The 22,064-nt window shown below is 58.6% G+C and carries 20 protein-coding genes and 2 pseudogenes; 7 read left to right on the top strand and 15 right to left on the bottom strand.

Features of this window, described 5'->3' with window-relative positions; all coding sequences use genetic code 11:
- Window positions 1-63: 63 nt before the first annotated feature.
- Complete coding sequence (locus MOV76_RS17400; RefSeq protein WP_247264965.1) at window positions 64-1,578, bottom strand: lipopolysaccharide biosynthesis protein; 1,515 nt, start codon at window positions 1,576-1,578, stop codon at window positions 64-66.
- Window positions 1,579-1,597: 19 nt separating this feature from the next.
- Window positions 1,598-2,683 carry a polysaccharide pyruvyl transferase family protein gene (locus tag MOV76_RS17395; protein WP_247264964.1) on the bottom strand — a complete coding sequence of 362 codons (1,086 nt, stop codon included), beginning with the start codon at window positions 2,681-2,683 and terminating at the stop codon, window positions 1,598-1,600.
- A gap of 512 nt (window positions 2,684-3,195) precedes the next feature.
- On the opposite strand from MOV76_RS17395, the gene MOV76_RS17390 reads away from it, so the two are divergent.
- Window positions 3,196-3,780 (top strand): hypothetical protein, encoded by a 585-nt coding sequence (locus MOV76_RS17390; protein WP_247264963.1) that lies wholly within the window; start codon window positions 3,196-3,198, stop codon window positions 3,778-3,780.
- A gap of 132 nt (window positions 3,781-3,912) precedes the next feature.
- On the opposite strand, the gene MOV76_RS17385 is transcribed toward MOV76_RS17390, so the two are convergent.
- On the bottom strand, window positions 3,913-5,847 hold the full coding sequence (locus MOV76_RS17385) for an adenylate/guanylate cyclase domain-containing protein (protein WP_247264962.1): 1,935 nt from the start codon (window positions 5,845-5,847) through the stop codon (window positions 3,913-3,915).
- A gap of 223 nt (window positions 5,848-6,070) precedes the next feature.
- On the opposite strand from MOV76_RS17385, the gene MOV76_RS17380 reads away from it, so the two are divergent.
- The 3 genes from MOV76_RS17380 (at window position 6,071) to MOV76_RS17370 (ending at window position 9,278) form a co-directional block, all read left to right on the top strand.
- Complete coding sequence (locus MOV76_RS17380; RefSeq protein WP_247264980.1) at window positions 6,071-6,841, top strand: SDR family NAD(P)-dependent oxidoreductase; 771 nt, start codon at window positions 6,071-6,073, stop codon at window positions 6,839-6,841.
- Between the two features lie 172 nt (window positions 6,842-7,013).
- The gene (locus tag MOV76_RS17375) at window positions 7,014-8,072 is read left to right on the top strand and encodes an alpha/beta fold hydrolase (protein WP_047618112.1); all 1,059 of its coding nucleotides are present in this window, start codon (window positions 7,014-7,016) and stop codon (window positions 8,070-8,072) included.
- 156 nt (window positions 8,073-8,228) lie between these two features.
- Window positions 8,229-9,278, top strand: coding sequence for a class I SAM-dependent methyltransferase (locus MOV76_RS17370; RefSeq protein ID WP_247264961.1), 1,050 nt, complete (start codon window positions 8,229-8,231; stop codon window positions 9,276-9,278).
- A gap of 346 nt (window positions 9,279-9,624) precedes the next feature.
- Here the strand turns inward: MOV76_RS17370 and MOV76_RS17365 are convergent, their stop codons facing one another.
- The 3 genes from MOV76_RS17365 to MOV76_RS17355 form a co-directional block, all read right to left on the bottom strand.
- Entirely contained in the window at window positions 9,625-10,479 is an 855-nt protein-coding gene (locus MOV76_RS17365; RefSeq protein WP_247264960.1) for a dienelactone hydrolase family protein, read from the bottom strand.
- Between the two features lie 430 nt (window positions 10,480-10,909).
- The gene (locus MOV76_RS17360; protein WP_247264959.1) at window positions 10,910-11,464 is read right to left on the bottom strand and encodes a hypothetical protein; all 555 of its coding nucleotides are present in this window, start codon (window positions 11,462-11,464) and stop codon (window positions 10,910-10,912) included.
- A gap of 232 nt (window positions 11,465-11,696) precedes the next feature.
- A complete protein-coding gene (locus MOV76_RS17355; RefSeq protein WP_247264958.1) occupies window positions 11,697-12,581 on the bottom strand; it encodes a LysR family transcriptional regulator in 885 nt (294 codons plus the stop codon).
- A gap of 125 nt (window positions 12,582-12,706) precedes the next feature.
- Here MOV76_RS17355 and MOV76_RS17350 point away from each other — a divergent pair, with 125 nt between their 5' ends.
- Entirely contained in the window at window positions 12,707-12,892 is a 186-nt protein-coding gene (locus MOV76_RS17350) for a 4-oxalocrotonate tautomerase (RefSeq protein WP_112908767.1), read from the top strand.
- 271 nt (window positions 12,893-13,163) lie between these two features.
- Here the strand turns inward: MOV76_RS17350 and MOV76_RS17345 are convergent, their stop codons facing one another.
- From MOV76_RS17345 to MOV76_RS17335, 3 genes are all read right to left on the bottom strand, one after another.
- Complete coding sequence (locus MOV76_RS17345) at window positions 13,164-14,132, bottom strand: DMT family transporter (protein ID WP_112908768.1); 969 nt, start codon at window positions 14,130-14,132, stop codon at window positions 13,164-13,166.
- 526 nt (window positions 14,133-14,658) lie between these two features.
- Entirely contained in the window at window positions 14,659-15,864 is a 1,206-nt protein-coding gene (locus tag MOV76_RS17340; RefSeq protein ID WP_112908769.1) for an MFS transporter, read from the bottom strand.
- Window positions 15,865-15,921: 57 nt separating this feature from the next.
- On the bottom strand, window positions 15,922-16,419 hold the full coding sequence (locus MOV76_RS17335) for a GNAT family N-acetyltransferase (RefSeq protein WP_247264957.1): 498 nt from the start codon (window positions 16,417-16,419) through the stop codon (window positions 15,922-15,924).
- A 187-nt stretch (window positions 16,420-16,606) separates the two neighbouring features.
- Here MOV76_RS17335 and MOV76_RS17330 point away from each other — a divergent pair, with 187 nt between their 5' ends.
- Window positions 16,607-17,236: a GNAT family N-acetyltransferase gene (locus tag MOV76_RS17330; protein ID WP_050565092.1), complete on the top strand. Its 630-nt coding sequence runs from the start codon at window positions 16,607-16,609 to the stop codon at window positions 17,234-17,236.
- A 33-nt stretch (window positions 17,237-17,269) separates the two neighbouring features.
- On the opposite strand, the pseudogene MOV76_RS17325 reads toward MOV76_RS17330, so the two are convergent.
- From MOV76_RS17325 to MOV76_RS17315, 3 genes and pseudogenes are all read right to left on the bottom strand, one after another.
- Window positions 17,270-17,371 (bottom strand): annotated as a pseudogene (locus MOV76_RS17325) (helix-turn-helix domain-containing protein); the annotation flags it as partial.
- Window positions 17,372-17,545: 174 nt separating this feature from the next.
- Complete coding sequence (locus MOV76_RS17320; protein ID WP_247264956.1) at window positions 17,546-18,280, bottom strand: phosphotransferase enzyme family protein; 735 nt, start codon at window positions 18,278-18,280, stop codon at window positions 17,546-17,548.
- A gap of 122 nt (window positions 18,281-18,402) precedes the next feature.
- Entirely contained in the window at window positions 18,403-18,714 is a 312-nt protein-coding gene (locus MOV76_RS17315) for a DUF982 domain-containing protein (RefSeq protein ID WP_028732734.1), read from the bottom strand.
- A 325-nt stretch (window positions 18,715-19,039) separates the two neighbouring features.
- Here MOV76_RS17315 and MOV76_RS17310 point away from each other — a divergent pair, with 325 nt between their 5' ends.
- On the top strand, window positions 19,040-19,519 hold the full coding sequence (locus tag MOV76_RS17310) for a GNAT family N-acetyltransferase (protein WP_018246177.1): 480 nt from the start codon (window positions 19,040-19,042) through the stop codon (window positions 19,517-19,519).
- A 252-nt stretch (window positions 19,520-19,771) separates the two neighbouring features.
- Here the strand turns inward: MOV76_RS17310 and MOV76_RS17305 are convergent, their stop codons facing one another.
- The 3 genes and pseudogenes from MOV76_RS17305 to MOV76_RS17295 all read right to left on the bottom strand — a co-directional run.
- Complete coding sequence (locus MOV76_RS17305) at window positions 19,772-20,365, bottom strand: hypothetical protein (protein ID WP_247264955.1); 594 nt, start codon at window positions 20,363-20,365, stop codon at window positions 19,772-19,774.
- A 223-nt stretch (window positions 20,366-20,588) separates the two neighbouring features.
- Window positions 20,589-21,866 (bottom strand): L-fuconate dehydratase, encoded by a 1,278-nt coding sequence (locus MOV76_RS17300; RefSeq protein ID WP_247264954.1) that lies wholly within the window; start codon window positions 21,864-21,866, stop codon window positions 20,589-20,591.
- Between the two features lie 96 nt (window positions 21,867-21,962).
- Window positions 21,963-22,064: pseudogene (locus MOV76_RS17295) on the bottom strand (NAD(P)-dependent oxidoreductase); the annotation flags it as partial.

The raw sequence follows: 22,064 nt of genomic DNA, 5'->3' as shown, positions 1-22,064 counted from the left end.
ATGACTGCTTGAGCGCCAGATCCTTCAAATCGCAACACAGGTCTCTGCGGTAGGGCCAGGAAATCATGCGGGGTTGGCAACCGCACCCCTGTTACTTTTGCGCTGCCGTGCCTGCTTTATGCTGCCGATCAAGACATTTAAACGAGCTCTGCATAGAACGAATATCAGGCCGCAGTAAGCCATGCCGCCTGCAAGGGTTTCCGCGGTCAAGCGCGGATACGGGGACCAACGAATGAGCAATTCGTGGAGGAGGAAAACGACTGCAACCATTCCTGCACAGGCTATGGTAGGTCGCAGGAATTGCGCCAAATATGCCGGGACACTCAGCTCTATATGCTGCGAAACCTTCCAGCTGGTGATCGGCCAAAACAACAGAACTTCGATCATTATGGCTAAAACAATTGTCGTGACGCCATAAGGATAAAGAATTGCGATCGTCAGGAGTGTGAGGAGGTTTCGTGCCAGCTGGTAGTAAAACCACCAATCCATCTCTCCCTGGCTCTTTATCAAGGATGCCTGCACGTAGCCGATCCCAGCCATCAATCCGATGACGCAGTAGAACCGAACTGGCCAAACGGCCGCGATCCAGTGTGCACCGAAAATTGTCGTGATCGCATCACCGGCAACGGCGGCAAGGCCAATGAATACGGGGTAGGACACCAGAGCGCAGCCAAACGTTGCCATTAGAAATGCTTCTCGAACTTTCTTCGGATCAGCCCGCAATGAAGAAAGCAAGACGTGCGTGACAGATGTTAAGCCCCCGGCGATGACGTTGTTGATCATATCAAACAAGCGCTTCGAAAAGTTATAGATCCCGAGCGCTGACGGGCTCAAGAGCACCCCAATGAGCAAGTTGTCCAAGCTCATCGTCTGTAAAAACCGAGTGCCAGATGCAAAGAACCCATAGTGAAGCAGCTCATTGAGGCTTGCTCTCTTCAGGTGAAGCCCGGGCAGCCACCCAGCGCCCCAGAAAGCGGCGCCGCATGATGCCGCTGTGGCCGCGATCTGTGCAATCGCAAGCCCCCACAAGCCGAAACCCGCGAGAACCAAAACAAGGCAAATGCAGGCAGAAGTGATCGTCGCAATCACAGTGCGGACGGCTACCAGATGAAACGACATCTTCCGATTGACAATTGCATTCGGAACGACGGCCGTGAAGTCGAAGAAAACCTTCAATCCCATGATGTAAATCAGGGGTGTGATTTGCTCATGCCCGACATAGACCGCAATTGGCGAAGCGGCGACGCACAAAGCACCATAGATCAAAAATGAAAAAGCGAGCGAAAGCAGGAATATCGTATCCAGATGGCTGCGCCTGATCTCGGCTTTTTGTATGATCGCTTCGCCAAATGCCGTCGGTCCAAAGCTGCCCGCAAATGACACGATGCTGAAGGCCAGCGCGACAAGGCCGAAATCCTGAGGCTGGAGAACGCGAGACGTCACCACAAAGACAGCGAAGGTCAGGACTGTCGGAATAAGCGTGCTCAGCGCCGACCAGAAAGCACCCGTAACGGCTGCGGCGGATCGGTTCTCACTGACATGGCTGAATAGAATATCGTCGTCTCGTAAAACCGACAAAGTGAGCTCCTACCGGGAATCAGACTATGGAGGGTTGAGGCATTAGATCGGGGGCGGGAATAGCGGGACTTGGATTCATGGGTTTACTCGACTTGTACCAATTTCCTCCCATCTCATACGGCAGGCGAGACATTGCTGCTAAGATCTCACTGGCATTTGTCGCTTTCTCCACCAGAGGGCTATCGCCAGTCTGGCTACCGATGACGTCGTGCAGATTGCTTCCGTCCCTCGCAACCGCGATATGCGGCTTATTCAGCAAAAGACAGAGAATATGACCGTGTAGATGGTTGGTGATGATCCGTTGCGCGCCGGACAGGATCTTCACGCCGTAATCGACATATCGAGCCGCGACATCCTCACGATGTTGGGCGATCATCGCTGTGCGGCTAAAGCCATGCCGCAACGCCGACTTGACGACGCTCGACTTGCGCATGCGCGACAGACTGTTCGGACCATTGATCCAATTGGTAAGAGGTCCGTCTACGATCGCTCGCGCTTTCGCTATATCGACCTCGCCCTCTCCGAGAGGCTGCATGACATATAATACCCTGAGAGGATCGGCTTCGAACGGTTTCAGCGCTTCCATGCCGAATGCCGTGTCCGGGCCGGCCTCGACATCACAATCGAAGTTGGCTTTCGCTAACTCGAAACTCTGACCATCGCGCGTCATGCAAAAAAAATTGCGATGCCTCCCGATCGTACGTTTCGCATATTCCTTGAGGGACTCGTTTGCGAAATGAATCGTTTGCGGCATCTGGATGATCGTTCGATCCGGATATTTCCACATCAAACGGTAGCGAACATCATCCCTGCCCGTCTGCGCGTCTCCAAAGTCGGTCCATCCGCAAATGAATATTGGAGCGTCGCCTGGTGTTGTTTTTATCTCATCTATACTTTGCGTGGCGCTGCTCGTCAGCACCGGGAGGCGCCCCGTTACTTCACGCAATACTATCGACAACCCAAGCCAACTCGCATGATGGCCAGGATCTTTATTTGATGGAAAGTTTATTAAAACGTAAGGCTGTCCCCGGCTTACAAATTTCCTTACAATTTCAATCAACTTTTCTTTTTGTCGTCGTATTACAACTTCGCCGAGGTGATGCATATACTCAACTTGTATTTTCAAAACTCAAACAGCAATTACAACCGCAATTTTGAAGAGTCGATTGGAGGATGAATTACTTTTAGGTCATAGTTAAGTGGGCAAATTGTCTCACTTCTTGGCCACCTGCGATCACGAGGTTCGAGCGTGGTCGACGCCTTTTAAGCCTTGGCGACAGGTCCACTTTTGGAGCGTTTGTTGTCTGCTTGAGGCCAAAGTCGACCTTCCCGATTGAGACTCCGACGTGGCGGATTGCTCAGTAATTTGAGACCCGAATTGCGCCTGTGACAGCGGAGTTCGTTCGCCATGGACGCTTGCAATCTTGGCTACGATCAAAGTGGTGACCGGAAGTAAGACGCGGCAACCGGTTGCCGAATTCAGTCCCGTGCAAGCTACTTAAGGTTTCTCTCTTCCATTGTTAAACGCCTGACGCGGTGAATGATGAGCAAGCTGGATGGAGTAATGTCGCTCCTGGCGGCTCGGAAACGCCATGCCAAAAATAAGTGAACGTCACTATGCGCGTCGGCATCGTTGCTTTAATTCTCCCAGTGATTTTGTCGGTCGTATCGCAGTCCGCCGCACAAGAAGATCGTAGGTCTTTCGGCTTGCTCGACCGTCTCCCAGACGAAGACCCTTCATGTGATTTCGTCAACCGTTCTTATGACCGCACCTTTGGAGGCAATTTCGCGTACCGGCTTCACGGCGTTCAGCCGACGGGCGCTTTTGACCTGCTCGAAATTCGAGTCTTCATTGGTGATTTCGCTTATGATCGACAGGGGCTCGGTAGATGGCATTTGCGACACCGTGGGCTACGCAAGACTGTAGATGGTATCGGAGCAGTTTTCCGGCATTGCTCGAACGCTTCCGACAGCCTCTATGGCGCTGTGCCGGTGAAGGTTTTTCAGGTGGACTGGGCAAGAAATGGCTATAACGCCAAATCAGAAGTCGTGATTTCTACAGCAACTTCAAAAATCATCAAAACCACCCGCCAGTTCGTTGGAGCCACCCCAACCGGCTTCCCCGTGATGACGGAAATCTTCGAGACGAAGCGAGATCGGATCAAAGCTCCCTCTGACGCAGTCGATCTTCGCAACGAGTAGGTTTTGCGCGTTCCATGGCTACTGATCCCAGATGAATGGTTGGTCCAGTTGAAGGCTCGTTCGGGGGAAGTCGCTGAGAAAGCGTGCCGAGAGAAGGCCTCTAATATGGCGCGCGCGTTGCACAGGGCTGTTCTATGGCTGCCCGAGGGGTTTGGCCTTCTCCGCCTCGCATTCCGGCAGTCGCACAGGTTTGGCGAGGTTCGCCAGCGCCTCGGGCTTGGCGCATGCCGGGAAGCCAGCGAGCGGCATTGTCTCTATGAACCGATTGCGCTCGATTGTGCTTAGGCCGGGTTCACTGATCATGCTCTCGACACTCACCTCGGGGTGCTGCTTGAGAGTTTCCATAGCTGAAGCATGCGCCTCATCGGTTCGACCCAGTGCCGCAAGCGAGCTGCTGCGCACCACCCAAGTCCACCTTTGGTAGTTGTCAGGCGTCATGCGCTCCAGCATCGTCACCGCGTCCTCATACCGCCCCGCCATAAAATAGGCAGGTGCGAAGAAGTTGGACGCCCACATCGGATAGTTCGGGTCGAGCCGCATGACCTTGTCGACCATTTGAGCACCGCGTTCTGGTTCACCGAAGCGTGCTGCATAGCCGCTGTAAAAGGTCAGGATTTCGGACGAACCCGGAGCCAGGCGAAGGGCCGTGTCGAATTCGGACTTGCCGCGGCCCATATCGCCCTTATTGGCAAGGCTCATACCAAACACCGCATGGGCTTCAGCGTCGCTCGGATCAAGCCGCACCGCGCGTTCGGCCACATCGGCGGCCACCTTGCGGTTGCTCTCGGGATCGACGCCAAACACGCCCATCAGATCATGAGCATGGTAAAGTTCGACCCAGGCCCGGGCCAGCCCCGGGTCGAGCTCGACGGCGCGGTTGAGCAAGGTGATGGCCTCCTCGTCATCAGCCTTGGTGAGCTTTTCAATCTTTTCGGACCCGAGCAGATAGTAATCATAAGCATTCAGGTTTTCAGGCCGTTTACGTTTGGCGGCAGCCCGCCCGGCCTCTTGAATCAGTCCCACTCCGCCGCCGAGGCGGTTGGCGACCTGCTCTGCGATTTCGGTCTGAACGGCGAACACGTCCTCAGCGGGCCGGTCCCAATTCTCCGACCAAAGATGGTGGCCGGCTTTTGCATCGATCAACTGTGCTGTGATCCGTACCCGATCACTCTGCCGCTGGATCGAGCCTTCCAGTACAAAGCCGACATGGAGCGCGCTTGCGACCTGGCGGGCATCCACGGGCTTGCCTTTATAAACGTCCGTCGAATTCCGCGCCACCACCTCGAATTCGGGAAACCGCGCGAGGTCGGTGATGATGTCCTCGGTCAGGCCATCGGCCAGACGCCCGCTAGCCTCGTCGCCGCCATAATTGTTGAAGGGCAGCACCGCCACCGACGGCTTGCCGCTCAAAGGTTCGGGCTGCGAGAACCACCAGACCCCGCCGCCCGCCAGCGCCAGCGCCAGCGCCACGATCGCCGCGGCAGCCGCCTTGGCCCAGCGCGGTATCATGTTGAGAAGGGGCCGACGCGCCCGTTTGCCGTCGAGCCTCAGCCGATACATCCGCACCGGGCGGCTGATGTTCTTGACCTGCTGCTCGCCGGCGAAATCGAGCGGCCAGTCGAGTTTGCCCTGGAGGTGATCGTATGCCGTGCCCGACACCACGACGCCGCCCGGCTCGGCCAAATGCTCCAGCCGCGCGGCGACATTCACCCCATCCCCATAGACATCGCCATCCACCAAGGCCACATCGCCCAGATTGATCCCGACGCGAAATACGATGCGCTCAGGCTCCGGTAGGTCGGCGTTGCGCGCCGCCACGACATTCTGAAACTCCGCGGCGCAGGCAACCGCATCAACCACGCTGTCGAAGGAGACGAGCGCGCCGTCGCCCATCAGCTTGATAATTGTGCCATGGCGCTCGGAGATGGCGGGATTGATCAGTTCGGCGCGGATGGCCTTCAGTCGCTTGATGGTGCCGGCCTCATCGGCCTCCATCGCCTTCGAGTAGCCGACCATATCCGCCGCGAGGATCGCGAGCAGCTTTCGGTCGAGCGTGGGGGTGCCCATCATCGTTGCCTTGCATGAACATGCAATAGTATCGGCAGTCTACACCCATCGAAGCGCCGCAACTAGCACACCGCCAGAACGGCAGGTCTGCTTGTGGTGCTATCCGGCCCAGCCGAAGCAGACCTCACGCGTCCCAAAGGGACGCTCCTCAGCACGCTGAGAATATCTGGCATCCGCACGCCGACACTGCCATAAATGAGCTTCATCGAGGGGAGGCATCATGATGCAGAAGAATGCGCCGGACTTCAGCCTTGAGGGCAAGGTGACTTTGGTGACGGGAGCGAGCCGTGGCATCGGTCGAGCTTGCGCGCTTGCCTGTGCCAGAGCAGGCTCCGATATTGTCTTAGGGGTCCGCGATGTCGCGGCGTCGGCGAGCCTGGTTGCCGAACTCGAGGGGGCGGGACGAAAAGTCCTCCCTGTTGAACTGGATATTCCCAACAAGGCCCATATCGCACACGCCGTCGACGCGGCGCTTACGACGTTCGGTCGGATCGACGTCCTCGTCAACAACGTCGGCGTGGCTCCAGGCAACCTCGCGGAACTCGTTGAGGAGAAGGACCTTGACGAGATACTCGATGTCAACATCAAGGGCACCTTTCTGATGACGCAGGCCGTGGGGCGTCACATGATCAAGCGCAATGGCGGCCGGATCATCAACATCAGCTCACAGGCCGGCACCGTGGCACTGCGCGGCGAGGCAATCTATTGCATGAGCAAGGCGGCAATCAATCACCTCACGCGCTGCCTTGCAGCCGAATGGGCACCCTACAATGTCACTGTAAATACCGTATCGCCGACGTTCATTCACACCGATGGCACAGCACCTTTTCTATCCGATGCCGACAATCACAAAGCGACGCTCGGTCACATTCCACTCGGCCGGATCGGTGAAACCGATGATGTGGTGGGTGCCGTGGTCTTCCTAGCATCGCCGGCTGCGAGCCTCATCACCGGCGCGAACCTGCTGGTGGACGGTGGATGGTCCGTCGCCTGAGGCCTAGGCTGGCTGCGCAGCAGCGCAAGATCATCCGCCGAATAGCTTCCCGCCGGCACGGTCTCGAACGCAAGGGTCGCCTCGTCGGCAACATTGACCACACGTCCGTCATGGCGCGAAGTTCGTCGGGACGGACCTGTTGCGCAACCTCTTGATGCGCTAATCTTGACCGATGAAACTCAGCCAGACCATACGGTTCTGCGCCTCCGCCGACGGCACCCGGATAGCCGTCGCATCGTGCGGGACGGGACAAGTGATCCTGCGGGCGGCTCACTGGCTTAGTCATGTCGACTATGATGTCGAGAGCCCGGTCTGGCGGCCATGGCTGCAGGCGCTCTCGGCCGGCAACCGGTTTGTGCGCTACGATCCGCGCGGCTGCGGTCTCTCGGACCGGCATGTCGCCGATCTTTCCGTTGAAGCATGGCATGCGGACCTGGATGCCGTGGCAGCCTCCATCGAGGAACCGCGTTTCGTCCTCCTCGGTCTTTCGCAAGGCGGCGCCCTCAGTATCGCATTCGCCCTGAGGCATCCCGAGCGGGTGTCACACCTGGTGCTCCTGAATGCCTATAGTCAGGGTGCGCGGGCTCGCGCGCAGACCGAGGCCGAGCGCTTGGAGGCCGAGACGCTCGTCAACCTCATCCGTATCGGCTGGGGCCGCGACAATCCGGCGTTCTGTCGGTTTTTTACCAACCTTTTCATTCCGGACGGGACACCCGAACAGCATCGATGGTGGGGCGATCTGGAGCGTGTGACGGCAGCACCCGACGTTGCCGCGCAACTGCTCTGGCAGATGCAGGGGCTCGATGTGCTTGATCTGGCGACGACACTTCGCGTCCCGACTTTGGTTGCGCATAGCCGCGGCGATATGCGCGTGCCGTTCGACCAAGGGTGCAAGCTTGCGGCGGCGATACCCGGAGCACGCTTCATCCCGCTCGAGAGCAAGAACCATGTGCTCTTGCCAGACGAACCGGCCTGGGCCGTCTTCCATGCCGAACTCGCAACCTTCCTCGGGCAGGATCGACCCGTGCGACCGCGCGCCGTTCGCGACGCCGGTCTGACACCCGCCGAGGCGGCGCTTTTCGACCTCGTCGCGGAGGGGCTCGACAATCGCGCGATCGCAGCTCGCCTTGGCAAGAGCGTCAAGACCGTGCGCAACCAATTGTCGGTCATTTTCAGCAAGCTCGGCGTGCATAACCGTTCGCAGGCGATCGTCATGGCGCTTTCCAGGTAGCGCGCTGCGTCGCAGACTCCTTTGGGACAAACGCCCCTTTGCCGGGCCTGAATCCGCAGCTGCGCGGGACAACCGTCTCATGCCGTCAGGCGCGAGGCGTCTCATCCTTGAACCGCGATCGGCAAGAGGCCGCCCGTCAATCAGGAGGAACCCCGCATGACCCAACTCAACGAAACAACGCTCAATGAGCTCGTGGGCCGCATCCTTGGCGACCTTGGCGGTGCAGTCAGCGTGCCGCTGGTGCGGATCGGAGACGCGCTCGACCTCTACAAGACCCTCAGGGGCATCGGCCCCGCGACGGCCGACGAGTTTGCCGAGGCCGCGGGATGCGCGCCGCGCTATGTGCGCGAGTGGCTGGCAGCGCAGGCGGCTTCGGGCTATGTGCATTACGAGAATGGCCGGTTCTCGCTCACGCCCGAGCAGGCCTACGTGTTTGCTGAACCCGACAGCCCGGTCAACCTGATCGGCGCATTCGATACGGCTGCCGCGATGGTCGAAAACCAGCCGAAGGTCCAGTCTGCCTTCAAGACCGGCAGAGGCGTGGCTTGGGGGGATCAGGCCGGCTGCATGTTCTGCGCCGTGGCGAGGCTGTTCCGGCCCGGCTATGTGAACGCCCTCGTGCAGGACTGGCTGCCTGCGCTCGATGGCGTCGTCGACAGGTTAAAGGCGGGCGCGACTGTGGCCGACGTGGGGTGCGGACATGGGCTGTCGACGATCCTCATGGCGCAGGCTTTCCCCAATTCCCGGTTCATCGGCTACGACTTTCATGCGGATTCGATCGCGGCCGCGACTGCCCACGCCCGGGCAGATGGCCTGACGAACGTGCATTTCAAGGTGGGCCGAGCGCAGGACTTCGACGGAAGCGACTTCGATCTGATCACCTGCTTCGACTGCCTGCACGACATGGGCGACCCCAAGACCGCGGCGGCGCATATCAGAAAGGCGCTGAAGCAGGGTGGCACGTGGATGGTGGTCGAGCCCACCGCCGGGGATACACTCGAAGACAACATCAACCCGGTCGGGCGGCTCTACTACTCGGCCTCGACGATGATCTGCGTTCCCACCTCCCTGGCGCAGGAGACAGGACTCGCGCTCGGCGCCCAGGCGGGAGAGAAGCGATTGACGGAGGTGATCCGGTCAGGCGGGTTCACACATGTCCGGCGCGCAGCCCAGACCCCGCTCAACATGGTGCTCGAAGCAACCTGATGAGAAGTCGTGGCGCGTCCGTGTCCGGCCAGATGGGGGGGCGCTCCTCATCTGGGACCGCTCTTGGCGAGCCTGACGCTGGCGGGCTTCATCTAGAGCCTTTCCGGGTTAGATTGAAGCATTCTGTTGGCTCAAACGGAGTCGGATGATCGACCGGTCGGCGCGCGTCGTAGCCAAGCTCTACGGCCAAGCCGGCCGGTCGATCAGCCGGCCCGTTTCAGCCAACCCGAAGGGCCGGGCATCTTTTCGCCAGGGCAAAGGCGATCGGCTCGGACGTACCAGGAGGTATGCCCTTCGCCAATCGCCTTTGCCCTGACGAAAACCTGCTCCGGCAGAATGCTGCAATCTAACCCGGAAAGGCTCTAGAGAGGTACTTGCTCAGGAATGCTCGAACGCTGCTAAAGGACTGCTCGGCCGCCGTCGCATTATATTCTTCCCGATGACCGAATGCCGTCTTTGCCACCGCGACGTACGGGGAATCGAAATCATGGTATGCGCCCGGATAGACGTTGAGTTCGATTGGCGGACCTTTGCCACTCAGGTGAGACACCCTCTGCCGACACCTTTCGGCGGGGCTCCAATCGTCCAGTTCGCCATTTAGGATCAAAGTTGGCACCGTCGCATCGCCTTCATGGGGAGCGCAAACCGGATAGTACCCGACCGCAGCCTTGAACTTTCGATCCATGAACTGCTCGTTGCCTTCGGATTTCGTGGCTTCGAGTGTTGCGATTCCACCAGCCGAGAAGCCCATCAGCCCTACCCGTCGGGCATCAACGAAGGTGAATGTCGATAGGAAATCGAGAGCCCCGTAGGCATCGAAGACCCGATCGGGAAGATAGCTCTCGCAGGTGTTGTCGATGTTGCGGGTCGTGAAGCTGTCAACCACCAGCACGACATATCCCCATGAGGTCAACCGCTGTGGCCAGTAAGTCTTGGTGTTCGGCCGAATACCTCCGCACCCGTGCATGACAACGACGGCCGGAAAGGGACCATCTCCCTCTGGTCGGCTCAGATATCCCAGCAAGTGCGTGGTTTGGGCCTGCGGGAGAGTGACGCCTTGTTCCCTGGCCTTACGTTCCAGGAATGGACTTGGCTTTACGACTGCGCTGTCAAATCGCACCAACTCGTCAGCGTGAGCCGCAGGGTTAAGCTGTACGATGGCGATGAGCAAAAGTCCGAAAGCAAGCTTTGTGATTTGCATTGAGTTGTTCCGCTGGGAGACAGGCAATTGATCAAACGCTATCCACAACCGATCATCATCTAGATGCGGAAACCTCGACGTCCATGGGCAAAAAAGGGGCGCGGCAAATAGCCGCCCTCACTGAGTATCTGACAGCATCTTATGCCGATGTCGGATTTCTTTTTAACTGCTAGTGTGACTGACACGCCGGCTACGAATGATGTCTACCGGAGTCTACACATTTTGGGGCCGAAGCGGCCGCAGGGTTTTCCCAGCTGCATTGCCATAGTGGATCAAGCTTGCTTGAATGCATGTAAATCGATGGCCGCTCACGGCCCATAGTTACCATTAGCCTGTAAGGCTGGCTCGATACTTTGGCCCGGCCCGACGGAGCCATCGGTTTGCGGACTGATTTGCTCTCCCGCGCGACTACCGAATGTTGTCGCCCCGATCATCTATCAGTCAAGTTGGGCTTATGTTCTTGTTCAACCTTATAATAGGTCGTTGAGTCTCTGCGTTCGTTTTCGTAAGTCCACTTCAAACCCCATCTGCATTCGTCCGTGGTGCATTCGCTTTTCTTCGGCTCTATCAGATTGAGTTGAAACGCCTCGCCGTTGATCTCACCGGTGATCGAACCCGTCCTTCCCTTATCCGCCGATATAAGGTCAAATTCCCCTGCTCGACCATCCAGACAGTAGATCCGCCCTCGATAAGTTCGTTCACCGGTTTCCAGCCGCCATCGATTTGTTTTCACCTGCGATACGCTGTACCGGCCTTTGCATTGTTGCTTCTCGGCCGAGCCGATTTCAAGTGTGCCCCCTGTCTGTTCGTCTCTTGAGGTAACCTCCCCGAGAAGCGGAGTCCCTTTGGCGGTATAGCTTCCCTCGACGCCGCTGATAAAAAGATAGTAGCATCCCGCGAGCGGGAAACACATAACCATCACTAAACCGGTGATCGTGAAACCGCGAAGCGCCCTCAAGCACCTTAAGATAGGCAGCAAGTTCATCCCTCCATGTTTCATCTTGACGTTCGCGGATGCCGAAAAGGACGAGCCGGAGTGACGGTCGAACAGTAGCCAGGCGAATTAGATGCCACAACTAATCGGCAAATAAAATGCGCATCGCCCTCAGGGAGATGCGCATGAATGACTGCATTCGGGCCCAAAGTAGTGTTAAGACCACAGCCCCCGGACAGAGCTCAAGGCTAAACCTTGCGACATCGGCCTTGGCCGAGCGTTGTCAGCCAAACCGGTCCACCAGGAAATCTATCACCGTCCGCAACATCGCTGTCGGCCGACGGTTCGGCGCATAGACGAGGTGCATCGGTACAGGCTTGTAGGACCATTCCGGCAGCACCTGCTCAAGCCGTCCTTCGGCGATATCGGCGGCGAGCAGCAGCTCCGGCTGAAGCGCAATTCCAGCGCCGCTGAGCGCTGCCATGCGCAGCGCCGCTCCCTGGTTGGTGGAGAATTTTCCGGAAATCAATACATCGCGCATTTCGCCGCCCGGTCCGACCAGGTGCCAGCGATCCTGCATGCGCCAATAGGAGTGGCCGAGGCAGAGATGGTTCGCCAGAGCCTCCGGCGAGGCCGGCCGACCATGGCGGGCAAGATAGTCCGGCGAGGCAGCGAGAATCCGCCGGTAGGGCGTGAGCGGGCGGGCGACGAGGCTGCTGTCCGAGAGCGGACCGATGTGGATACCGAGCTCGAACCCCTCGCCGACGAGATCATGGACGTTGTTGTCGAGCGATAGCTCGATGCTGACGTCGGGATAGGCGTTCTGGTAATCGACCAGCGCCGGCACCAGGACTTGCGTCCCGAAGCTGACCGGCGCAACCACGCGAAGCCGGCCGCGCGGCGCCGATTGCAGCTCGCTCGCCGAAGACTCGGCCAGCGCCACTTCGGAAAGGGCGCGCTTGCAGCGCTCGTAATAGAGCTGGCCAACCTCTGTGAGCTGATGGCGTCGCGTGGTGCGATGGATCAGCTTCGCCCCGAGCCGGGTCTCAATCGTCTTGATGTGCTTGGCAACCATGGCAGGGGACACTTGCGCGATCTCCGCCGCGGCCGCGAAACTGCCATTGTCGATGACCCTGACGAACATCGCCATGCCGGCCAGCTTGTCCACGATTGCCTACCTCTTGGTTTCGAATGACGATACCGGGAGCTTATTTATCAACCAAGGAATTTACAACATGGTCGTCATGCCCGCGCCAAGACGACGGACATCACCAACCTGACCAAGGAGAAACCATGCCCATTCTTCACCTGCAGATGCATCCCGGCCGCACCGACGATCAGAAGCGCGCTTTCGCGCGCGAAGCGACCAAGGCCGCCGTCGAAACCCTGTCGTGCCCGCCGGAATCGCTGGAAATCCTGATAACGGAGATCGCCAAAGATTCCTGGGCGGTCGGTGGCAAGCTGAAATCCGAGGCCTGAGAGACGACCCGCAGCGTCGAACGCTCGAGCTGCGGGACGCCGCCGCCATGGTATTGGACAGGGAGCCGGCAGGCGGCTCCCGTGCTGAATGTGAAGGGGGTCGGTTGACCTAAGCGAACTTTTTCGTCGTCGAAGGATAAGGCTGCTTTGCGCCCTCATGTCAGTCGTAGAGCCCAGCCAAGCGGCGGCTTGAAAGCGGACAACGCATTGGACTGGCGAGGCGGCATGTTTGCGTAAAAGCGGATCTTATTTTGGCCGTGTGTCCAGCGGGTCACTCGTTCGCAAGCACCGTCTTTCCAGATGCAAATTGGCGATCATAGAAAACCCGAACCGACAGAACGACGCCGGCGATCAGGACAACAACCCCGGCGACTGCGATCGGAGTTGGCCAGCGCGCATGCACGACAAGTCCGCCGATCACGCCGAAGGCAGTCTCTGAGACGATCAATTGCGCGGCCAAGGCAACCGGCAGGCTGCGTGAGGCTATATTCCAGGCCCAGACGCCGCCCACGGTGGCCAGCAGCGCGAGAGTTGTGCCCCAGACATAGAGGTTGCCGGCAGCGCTCCAGCCGAATCCCAATGTAGGAAGCCGGAAGAGGCCCATCGCGGCACCGATGGGATAGAAGGCCAGCATCAAGACGCCGCCGCCAACCAGTATCAGCGCCGACCACACGCCGGAGGGCATGTCCGGCCGTGCGGCGAGTGCTGCCTGATTGGAAAGCGCGAACCAGACCCAAAGGCCCACGGCAGCAAGCGCCAGTGGCACGCCAATCCACAATGATTGCACAGTGTCCAGTCCTTCGGCCGTGAATGCCGTGCCATTGACGAGACCAAGGCCGACCAGCACCAGTGCCAGAGGCACCATGAGGAATCGCCATGGCAATGATGCCTGACGCTGATTGCCAATGACCATCAATACGATTGGTACCAGCCCGAGAAAGGCCGGAGCGATGACTGGGCCGGCAAAGAGGGCCGCTCCCGTCACTGTCAGGAAGTAGCCGACATAGCCGACGAAGGCGAGCCAGATGGCTTGCAGGCAGTTTCGAAGCGTGAGGTGGCGCATGACACCCTTCTCGGAAAACAGAATGTAAAGCCCGACGAGTGCCGAGACGACATGACGGATGAGGGCAAAATCAAAGGTGGAATAGTCACCGATGATGAAGGGCACGACGAAGTTGAGCGAAAAGGCAAAGGCCGCAAAGAGCGCGGCCGACACGCCAACATAGAAACGTCTGTCCATAATGTTCACCCTTTTGAAGTTGCGTCACCGAGCCCTGGTCTCCGCGACACCGAGTGTGCCGTTTGGCAATCAAGCGAAATGCTTGATCGAATGGGGAAAATTTACCGGCCACGCGCTCTGGCCGGTAGCCGGCGAAAATGAGAACCAGCCTCTCGATATGCATCATCCGGATCGTGAAACGGTGCTGTATCGCGGGGCCGCGATACGTGTGCAACGCTTCGAAGCAGTCATCGCTGCATCATCGGGATTGGGTTCACGCAGACGGCCGTGCCGCCTGCTCAGCGGAGCCGATTTCCCATCTCCTCGAAATCGAGGTGCCAGAACAAGAGTAGTTTAGAATCCTGCGCTAAGATGGAACGAACGATAAACATCGGACGGCCGCGGAGCACAACAATGGGTGTCGGCAGTCGGAGTCCCAAGTTTGCGGACCAATCGAGCCTGAGCTTTTGCAGACAGTGATTTCATCAATCGCAAGCCGGCAAGCTTCAGTCCGGTCGACTCCGTTCATTCACGGCTTTTTCTATTTCTATCGCAATCGTAGTGTCAGGAAACTGGCAGCAAGAGCGGCAACCATGCTGAACAGTATGGGGCCAAGATAGCTACCAGTTTTATCGAAAACGAGCCCCGCCATAGTTGGCCCCAGCAATGCAGCAATGCCCACAGCCGTATAGAGATAACCCAGTATCGTTCCGATATGACGAGTGCCGAAGAGATCGGCGACAACGGCCGGATACAATCCAACGCAACCGCCATAACTCATGCCGAACAACAAGGCGAAAAGCACCAGCATAACCATGCCGTTGGCAACGGACCATAAGAGGAAGGTGCAAGCCACGGCAAAGGTAAGGATTGCCAAAAGGCGCAAGGAACCAATACGGTCACCCAAGCCCGCCAGCACGAAGCGCCCAAAGATGTTTCCGATGCCGATGAGTGCAATAAGGATTGTACCGCTTTCGAGCGACAGACCGATGTCGTGCGCTGCCGGGACGATGTGGACGTAGGGAATGAATGTACAGAATGATGCTAGGACCAACATAGAGAAGAACAGGCGGAACCGGCTATCGCGCCAGACAGTGAAAGGACCGGGCGGGGAGTCGGAACGCGGTTCTGAAGGACTGTTGGCATCCGGGCGTTTGCGCACCAGCATCGCGGCCGGCAAACCGATCACGGCAATGACAACCGCCAAACTGATGAAACATCCACGCCAACCAAGCCCGGGGACAAGGCGGCCAATTGTAAATGGCAGCAGCAACGTGCCAAGGCCGAGGCCGGCCGTAGCAATACCGGACGCGCGGCTTCGCTTCAGGACAAACCAGGATTGCACGGCCCCGAGCGCGGGAACATAAGAAAGGCCGATCCCAAGTCCAACGCCGGCACCATACCAAACGTAGAGCGAGCCCAGTGACTTTGCCTGGCTGGCTCCGACATAGCCGGCGATCATCGCCACCAGACCGGCCGCTATGACCGCACGAGACGACCAGCGATCAGCAAGCGGGCCGGCGATTGCACCCAGCGAATAGAACACAAAGGCCGAGATCGAGAAGACAAGCGCGATCTCGCCCCGCGATGCTGCGAATTCCTCGGAAAGACCGGGAAACACAGCCGAGAAAGCATAGGCCGATCCGAAGGTTACAGCTGTCAGCGCATGCGCTCCACCGACGACCCGCCATCCGGTTGGAGAGTCTGCTTCCTCGGAGAATGAAACAGGCGAAGATGTGGATGACAAAATCAATCGGCCTTTCGCCGTATCCGTGGCTCTGAGAAAACAGGGTGGCAGAAGTGGAAATAGTTATTCAATAGGTCGAGGTCTGCAGAATAGAAGTCGATTTCTATCGGGAAGATGGCGACAGAACTGAAAACCGGCCTTCTCCAAAACTCTCTTTGAACCGCCATTCTCCGGATGAGCCATGGCCCATACTTCCGGAAGTCTCAACTTTAGATCTGCTACGTCCAAGGCCGCGTGCACAAGCTCGGATGCGTATCCGTGTCCCCATACGTCAGGCCGAAAATAGTATCCAATCTCGAAATCCCACCCCGGATCGAATGGGTCTTCGTACAAACCACCCCATCCAATGATCTGGCCGTCTTCGCGACGGATCACCACCCAGGGGGCACAGCCATCACGGCGTCTTCGCCACTCATGCACCATCACCCTTCTTTGGCATTCGCGAAGCGTTTTGTCAGTATGGGTATGCTGCATCGCCGTTGGATCTCCCAGAAACTTGAAAAGCTCGGGGATGTCCGCACGGCGCGAGCGACGTAGGATCAATCGTTCAGTTTCAGGCACTCTCTTTTCTTCCAGAAATTACTTAAGATCCAAATCGGCGATTAATCTCGTTGGTACTTCACCTATTCGTCAAGAGAGTTGCGGTGCCATTTCGCCCCTCCCGGAATCGCCCCCTCGCCGAAGTCGACGGTTTATGCGATGTAGCAAATAAACGGCGAGCGCATTGGCTCCTAATCGGTTGATGGCTATGGAAACTGTTGAAAAATCGGATAATTCCAATCCACCTTTGCCCATGGGATATTCCTTGGTTCCCAAGGGCAAGCTTGCAAATGCCGTCACCTGTCTGGAAATGACAGAGAGGCCGGCTCCCACGGAAGCCAATCTAATCCCTGGACTCTCGTTGGAGCGGATGAACGCTGCTGATCCGGTGACATATCGGCAGCTTTTCCGATTGGTCGGAGAGGATTGGATGTGGGTTTCGCGTCTGAACATGACCGATGACAGGCTGACTGCCATCATCAACGACCCGCTGGTAGAAATATACGTGCTGCTGGCGGATGGGCAACCGGCCGGAATGCTGGAACTTGATTTCCGGCAGCATGACCAGTGTGAACTGGTTTTCTTTGGGGTTGCCAAAAGTTCAATCGGAACCGGGGCGGGCCGCTATCTCATGGACAAAGCGTTATCAATCGCCTGGACACATCCCATCGAACGACTTTGGGTCCATACCTGTCATTTTGATCATCCGAACGCATTGCCGTTCTATCAGCGATCCGGCTTCAAGCCATATGCTTTCATGATCGAGGTAACAGACGATCCCAGGCTGATGGGTGTTCTGCCAAGGACGGCAGCACCTCATATCCCAATCCTTGACTAGCAGCATTTTTCGCAAAAACCTCAACCAGACGCATTACGAAACTTCATTCCTGACGCGCATGATGGTCTGTCGGCTGGTGGCGAACTTCCTGGCGATGGCGGAAACGCTCATCCCTGCGGCGAGGTCGTCGCGTAACGTTCACAGTGCGTTCGATCTTAGCGCAGGATTTTGAACTGTTCTTGTCCTGACCCCATCGAGGCTTTCAATCGGCTTGAAGCAATGCGGGTTCTGCTTGCGGAAGTTGACGCCGGCAGCTGAACGCGCCGCTGCCGAGCGTCAGCCGCAAGGTCGTCGATCCGCCGGAACCGTTCAGACCGGGCGAACTTCGGCAAGCCGCTTGACTGCATACTCGTCCCGCCAGCAGACGGCGGCTTCCCATGCGGCTGATGCTTGCGCGGCGATGTCATGCGTGCCGTCGTCGAGGTCGGCAGCGTTGCCGGGCAGCACCAGGTCAAGGTCGGGGACGTCGACATGTGCCTCGTCCCAATCGATCAACGCGACCCGATCCGCGGTCATGCGGACGTTGCCGGGGTTGCTGGGGTTGCCGTGGACAACGCATGTCTGGCGTCCGATTAGCCGCGCCCATGCTGCTCGACATCGAACAACGCCCTCCGGCGGCATCGCGGCAAGGTTGATCCTCGTTCCGGTATCGGCATGCAGGAGGTCGCTCGACGATCGCCAGCCTGGGCGCTGCGGCCAGTCCTGCGTCAACCGATGCAGTTCGCGGAGCGTTTCGGCCACGCGACGCCAGTCGGACTCCGTCTCGGGCGGTCCGCCCTCCATGTATTTCATGACGACCAGACCGTTCGCGAACAGCCGGCCGTCAGTCGTGGGGATCGGCACTGGAACGTTCATCCCTTCACGGTCGAGATGTTGGAGCAGCTCGGTTTCCCAGGCGAGATCAGCGTCGGTCCTGGAGCCGAAACGACCGACCGCGATCTGCCCATTGATGCGAACGCTCCACACGTCGTTGGCGACTCCACCGGCAAGTGGTTCGATGCGGACCGCACCTTCACCCCATTGCTCCAGTGCTTCCCATCCCATTGACAATATCCCTGGCGGTCGTGATCAAATCGACGGAGAAATAGAAAAAGTTTGCGACGCCACGATGTCCGCTGCTGGCGCAAACGTGACGTCGAAAAGCGGGTAGCCCCTTGATATAAGGCCTATGTTCGCATCATCGGGGGAAGGTCCGGTCGTCGCTCTCGAACTCCCTGCGGGACGAGCGACAGAGTAGCGATACCCGCCTCATCGGCCGCACGCAGAAGCGCTTCCCGGAATTGTTCCGGGGCAATCTTCCCGCTCAATGCGTCGACGCAGGCTTTGACGGCAGCCACATATTCCTCGCCGTCATCGCAAGGCCAGTCGTTGATCAGGAGACGCGCCGCGTCTCCCAGCGTCCATACTATCTTGCGAGATGCCGGGCCTCGCAAAGCAAATCCAACCGGCGTGAATGCTGATGATGTATTCCAGCACATTGTCCTCGACCCCTCAAGGCACGGATACTGCAGTCCCCACGTTCAATATACGCCGTATTCTGAAATTTGGAATTGAAAAGTGTAGAGGTATGCGGCTTGAGCGCGAGCTGTCGAATGAAGAAGAAAGGGCGCTCTGGAACCTTATGTGGGAGTGCCCTGCGCTCCGTCGAAGTGGTGCACTGATGGACGCATTCCGGGTTCGCAACCGATTGCCCGCCCCGGTGTCAGCGGCGCACGCTTCCCTTTTCGGTCTCCACATCACTTCATGCAGTTGACAGGCCGGGACGGTTCTTTCATCTGGAGCGCAAGATCAGGAGCCTCTCGCATGACCCTTACCGTACGCCCCGCGACGCCTTTAGACGCGGCAACGATCCTGCGATTCGTCCGCGAATTGGCCGACTATGAAAAGGCGATCCACGAGGTCGAGGCGACCGAGGAGAGCACGCGTGCGGCGATCTTCGGCGACGGTTCGGTCACGCATGCGCTGATCTGCGAACGCGAAGGCCAAGCGATCGGCATGGCGGTCTATTTCTTCAGCTATTCGACTTGGCAGGCGAAGAACGGCCTTTATCTGGAAGATCTCTACGTAACACCGGACGCGCGCGGCTCGGGGGCCGGCAAGGCGCTGCTGCGGCGCCTAGCACAGATCGCGCTAGAGAAGAGCTGCGGCCGCTTTGAATGGAGTGTGCTCGACTGGAACGAACCTTCGATCCGCGTCTATGAGGCGATCGGCGCGGAGCCGCAGAAGGAATGGATCCGCTATCGGATGGCGGGAGAGAAGCTGGCGGCGTTTGCCCGCGGCTAGAACTCTCTCATTTTCCTGGCGACGGCCTCGATTTTCGGAGCCTTTTTCAGCTCTGGCCGCGTCAGCAGTGCGTCCGCCTCTTCCAATATATCCGCAATCAGGCATTGGACAGACCGCTCAGGAATGCCGTCCGGCGATACTCGGCCTGTTCGAGACGGCCCCGGCTCTGGTCGTACTTGGCCTACACCGCATTGAGATTGGCTAGTAATCGGCACACAGCTCCCGCTTTCCGATCTCCACCCTTCTGATCCCTCACCGCAATTCGGCAGTAACCCGGAAGATGCCGCCGGCCGAAGCGTCGGAGCAGACGACGAAGGTCGAGCCCTCCTGCGCCATGAAGGCGACATTGCCGCCGGCTTCGCAGGGGGTGGCGCTCCATTGCAGGATGATATCGCCGTTATCGGGCAGCTTTTCCGTGGTGATCTTTGTTGCACTTGCCATCCATTCCGTCGCCGACGGCAGGTGGACCGGGGCGTTCAGCTGTTTCGACAGCCAGGCCGTATAGTTCTGCGCCACGGCAAGAGGCACGTCGTCGGCCGGCTGCTGCGGATTGTCGGCATAGGCCTGTGCTGCGGCGGGATCGGAGTTGGCGGTGTAATATTCGGCCATCTCGGCGCGGGTGACGGCCTTCGTCTGCATGCAGAAGGACTTGTCGATCTTCACGGCGCCATTGGCAGGATTGGGAAGCGAGGGCAGCGTCTTGTAGACCGAGTTGCCGATGACGAGAGCGACGCGGCGTCCGCTCTCTTCAGTAATGGCGGCAGATGCGGTGCCGACCGACAGCAGCATTGCCGCGACGATCAGCAGATAAGCGTACAGTCTCTTGACGTGGTGAAACTTGGGCATGGCTCGATCGCAAACATTCTATTGTTTAAGTTCAATAAAATTTGCTGGCCTGCTGGTGCTGGGCCCCCTCCGCATTCACACTACGAAAATATTCCTCGGCGCTTTAAAAATCAAGCTTCGCCGCCTCCAAGTCAATTGGAGCAGTCCCGTCAGATTGGAAGCCCATCGTCGACAAGAAAGACTGTCGAAATCAAGAATTCAACATGCGGCCGGCGAAGTTTACTTAGCCTCGAAACGTATAGTTGCTGATCGAGGCCGATTTCATCTCGATCGAGAAGCCCGGCAGGGTGGGCGGCATGTAGGCGGCGTTCTCGATCAGGCAGGGGTCGAGGAAGTGTTCGTGCAGATGATCGACATATTCAATGACGCGGCCGTCCTTGGTGCCCGACACCGCGACGTAATCGATCATCGACAGATGCTGCACATATTCGCAGAGGCCGACGCCGCCGGCATGTGGCCAGACCGGCAGGTCGAACTTGGCGGCGATCAGCAGCACGGCCAGAACCTCGTTCAGCCCACCCATGCGGCAGGAATCGATCTGCACGACGTCGATCGCGCCCTCGGCAATGAACTGCTTGAACATGATGCGGTTCTGGCACATCTCGCCGGTCGCAACCTTCACCGGTGCGATCGCCTGGCGGATCTTGCGGTGGCCGGCGACATCATCCGGGCTTGTCGGTTCCTCGATGAAGAAGGGCTTGGCGAAGGAGAGCGCCTTGACCCAGTCGATCGCCTGACCGACATCCCAGACCTGGTTGGCGTCGATCATCAGGTAACGATCGGGACCGATCACCTCGCGGGCAATCCTCAGACGGCGGATATCGTCTTCCAGGTCACGGCCGACCTTCATCTTGATATGGTTGAAGCCGGCATCGATCGCCTCCTGGCAGAGGCGGCGCAGCTTTTCGTCGCCGTAGCCGAGCCAGCCGGCCGAGGTCGTGTAGCAGGCGTAGCCCTCCTTTTCGAGGATGGCGATGCGTTCCGCCTTGCCCGCCTCGGCGCGCTTCAGGATCTCGACCGCCTCGGCACGCGTCAGCACATCGGTGAGGTAGCGGTAATCGACGATATCGGCGATCTCCTCCGCCGACATCTCGGCGACGAGCCGCCAGACAGGCTTGCCGGCCTGTTTGGCCAGCAGATCCCAGACGGCATTGACGACCGCACCGGTCGCCAGATGAATGGCGCCCTTTTCCGGGCCGATCCAGCGCAACTGGCTGTCGCTGGTCAGGTGCCGCCAGAAGGTGCCGGGATGGGCGAGAACCTCGGCGAGGTCGGCGCCGACGACGAGGTGGCGCATCGCTTCGATCGCCATGCAGCAAATGTCGTTACCGCGGCCGATGGTGAAGGTCAGGCCGTGGCCGGCAAGATCAGGCGCATCCGTATCGAGAATGACGTAGGCCGCCGAATAATCCGGATCGGGATTCATCGCATCGGATCCATCAAGGCTTTGCGACGTGGGGAAGCGGAGATCGAAGACACGAAGGTCGGTGATGCGGGTCATGGTTGTTCCTCCCGTTTATATGCGCCGATTATATAGAGCCGATTGCAGTGGCCGGGCCGGCCGGCAAGACTGCCGGGCCGGCCGCATCAGCTGAAATCAGATCGTCCAGCCGCCGTCGATGGCGATCGCCTGGCCCGACGTGTAGGTCGCGCCGGCGAGATAGACGGCGAGATCGGCGATCTCTTCCGGCGAGCCGAG

The organism is Rhizobium sp. PRIMUS64 (assembly GCF_023006465.1).
GTDB lineage: Bacteria > Pseudomonadota > Alphaproteobacteria > Rhizobiales > Rhizobiaceae > Rhizobium > Rhizobium leguminosarum.
This window is presented reverse-complemented; position numbering and strand designations above follow the sequence as displayed.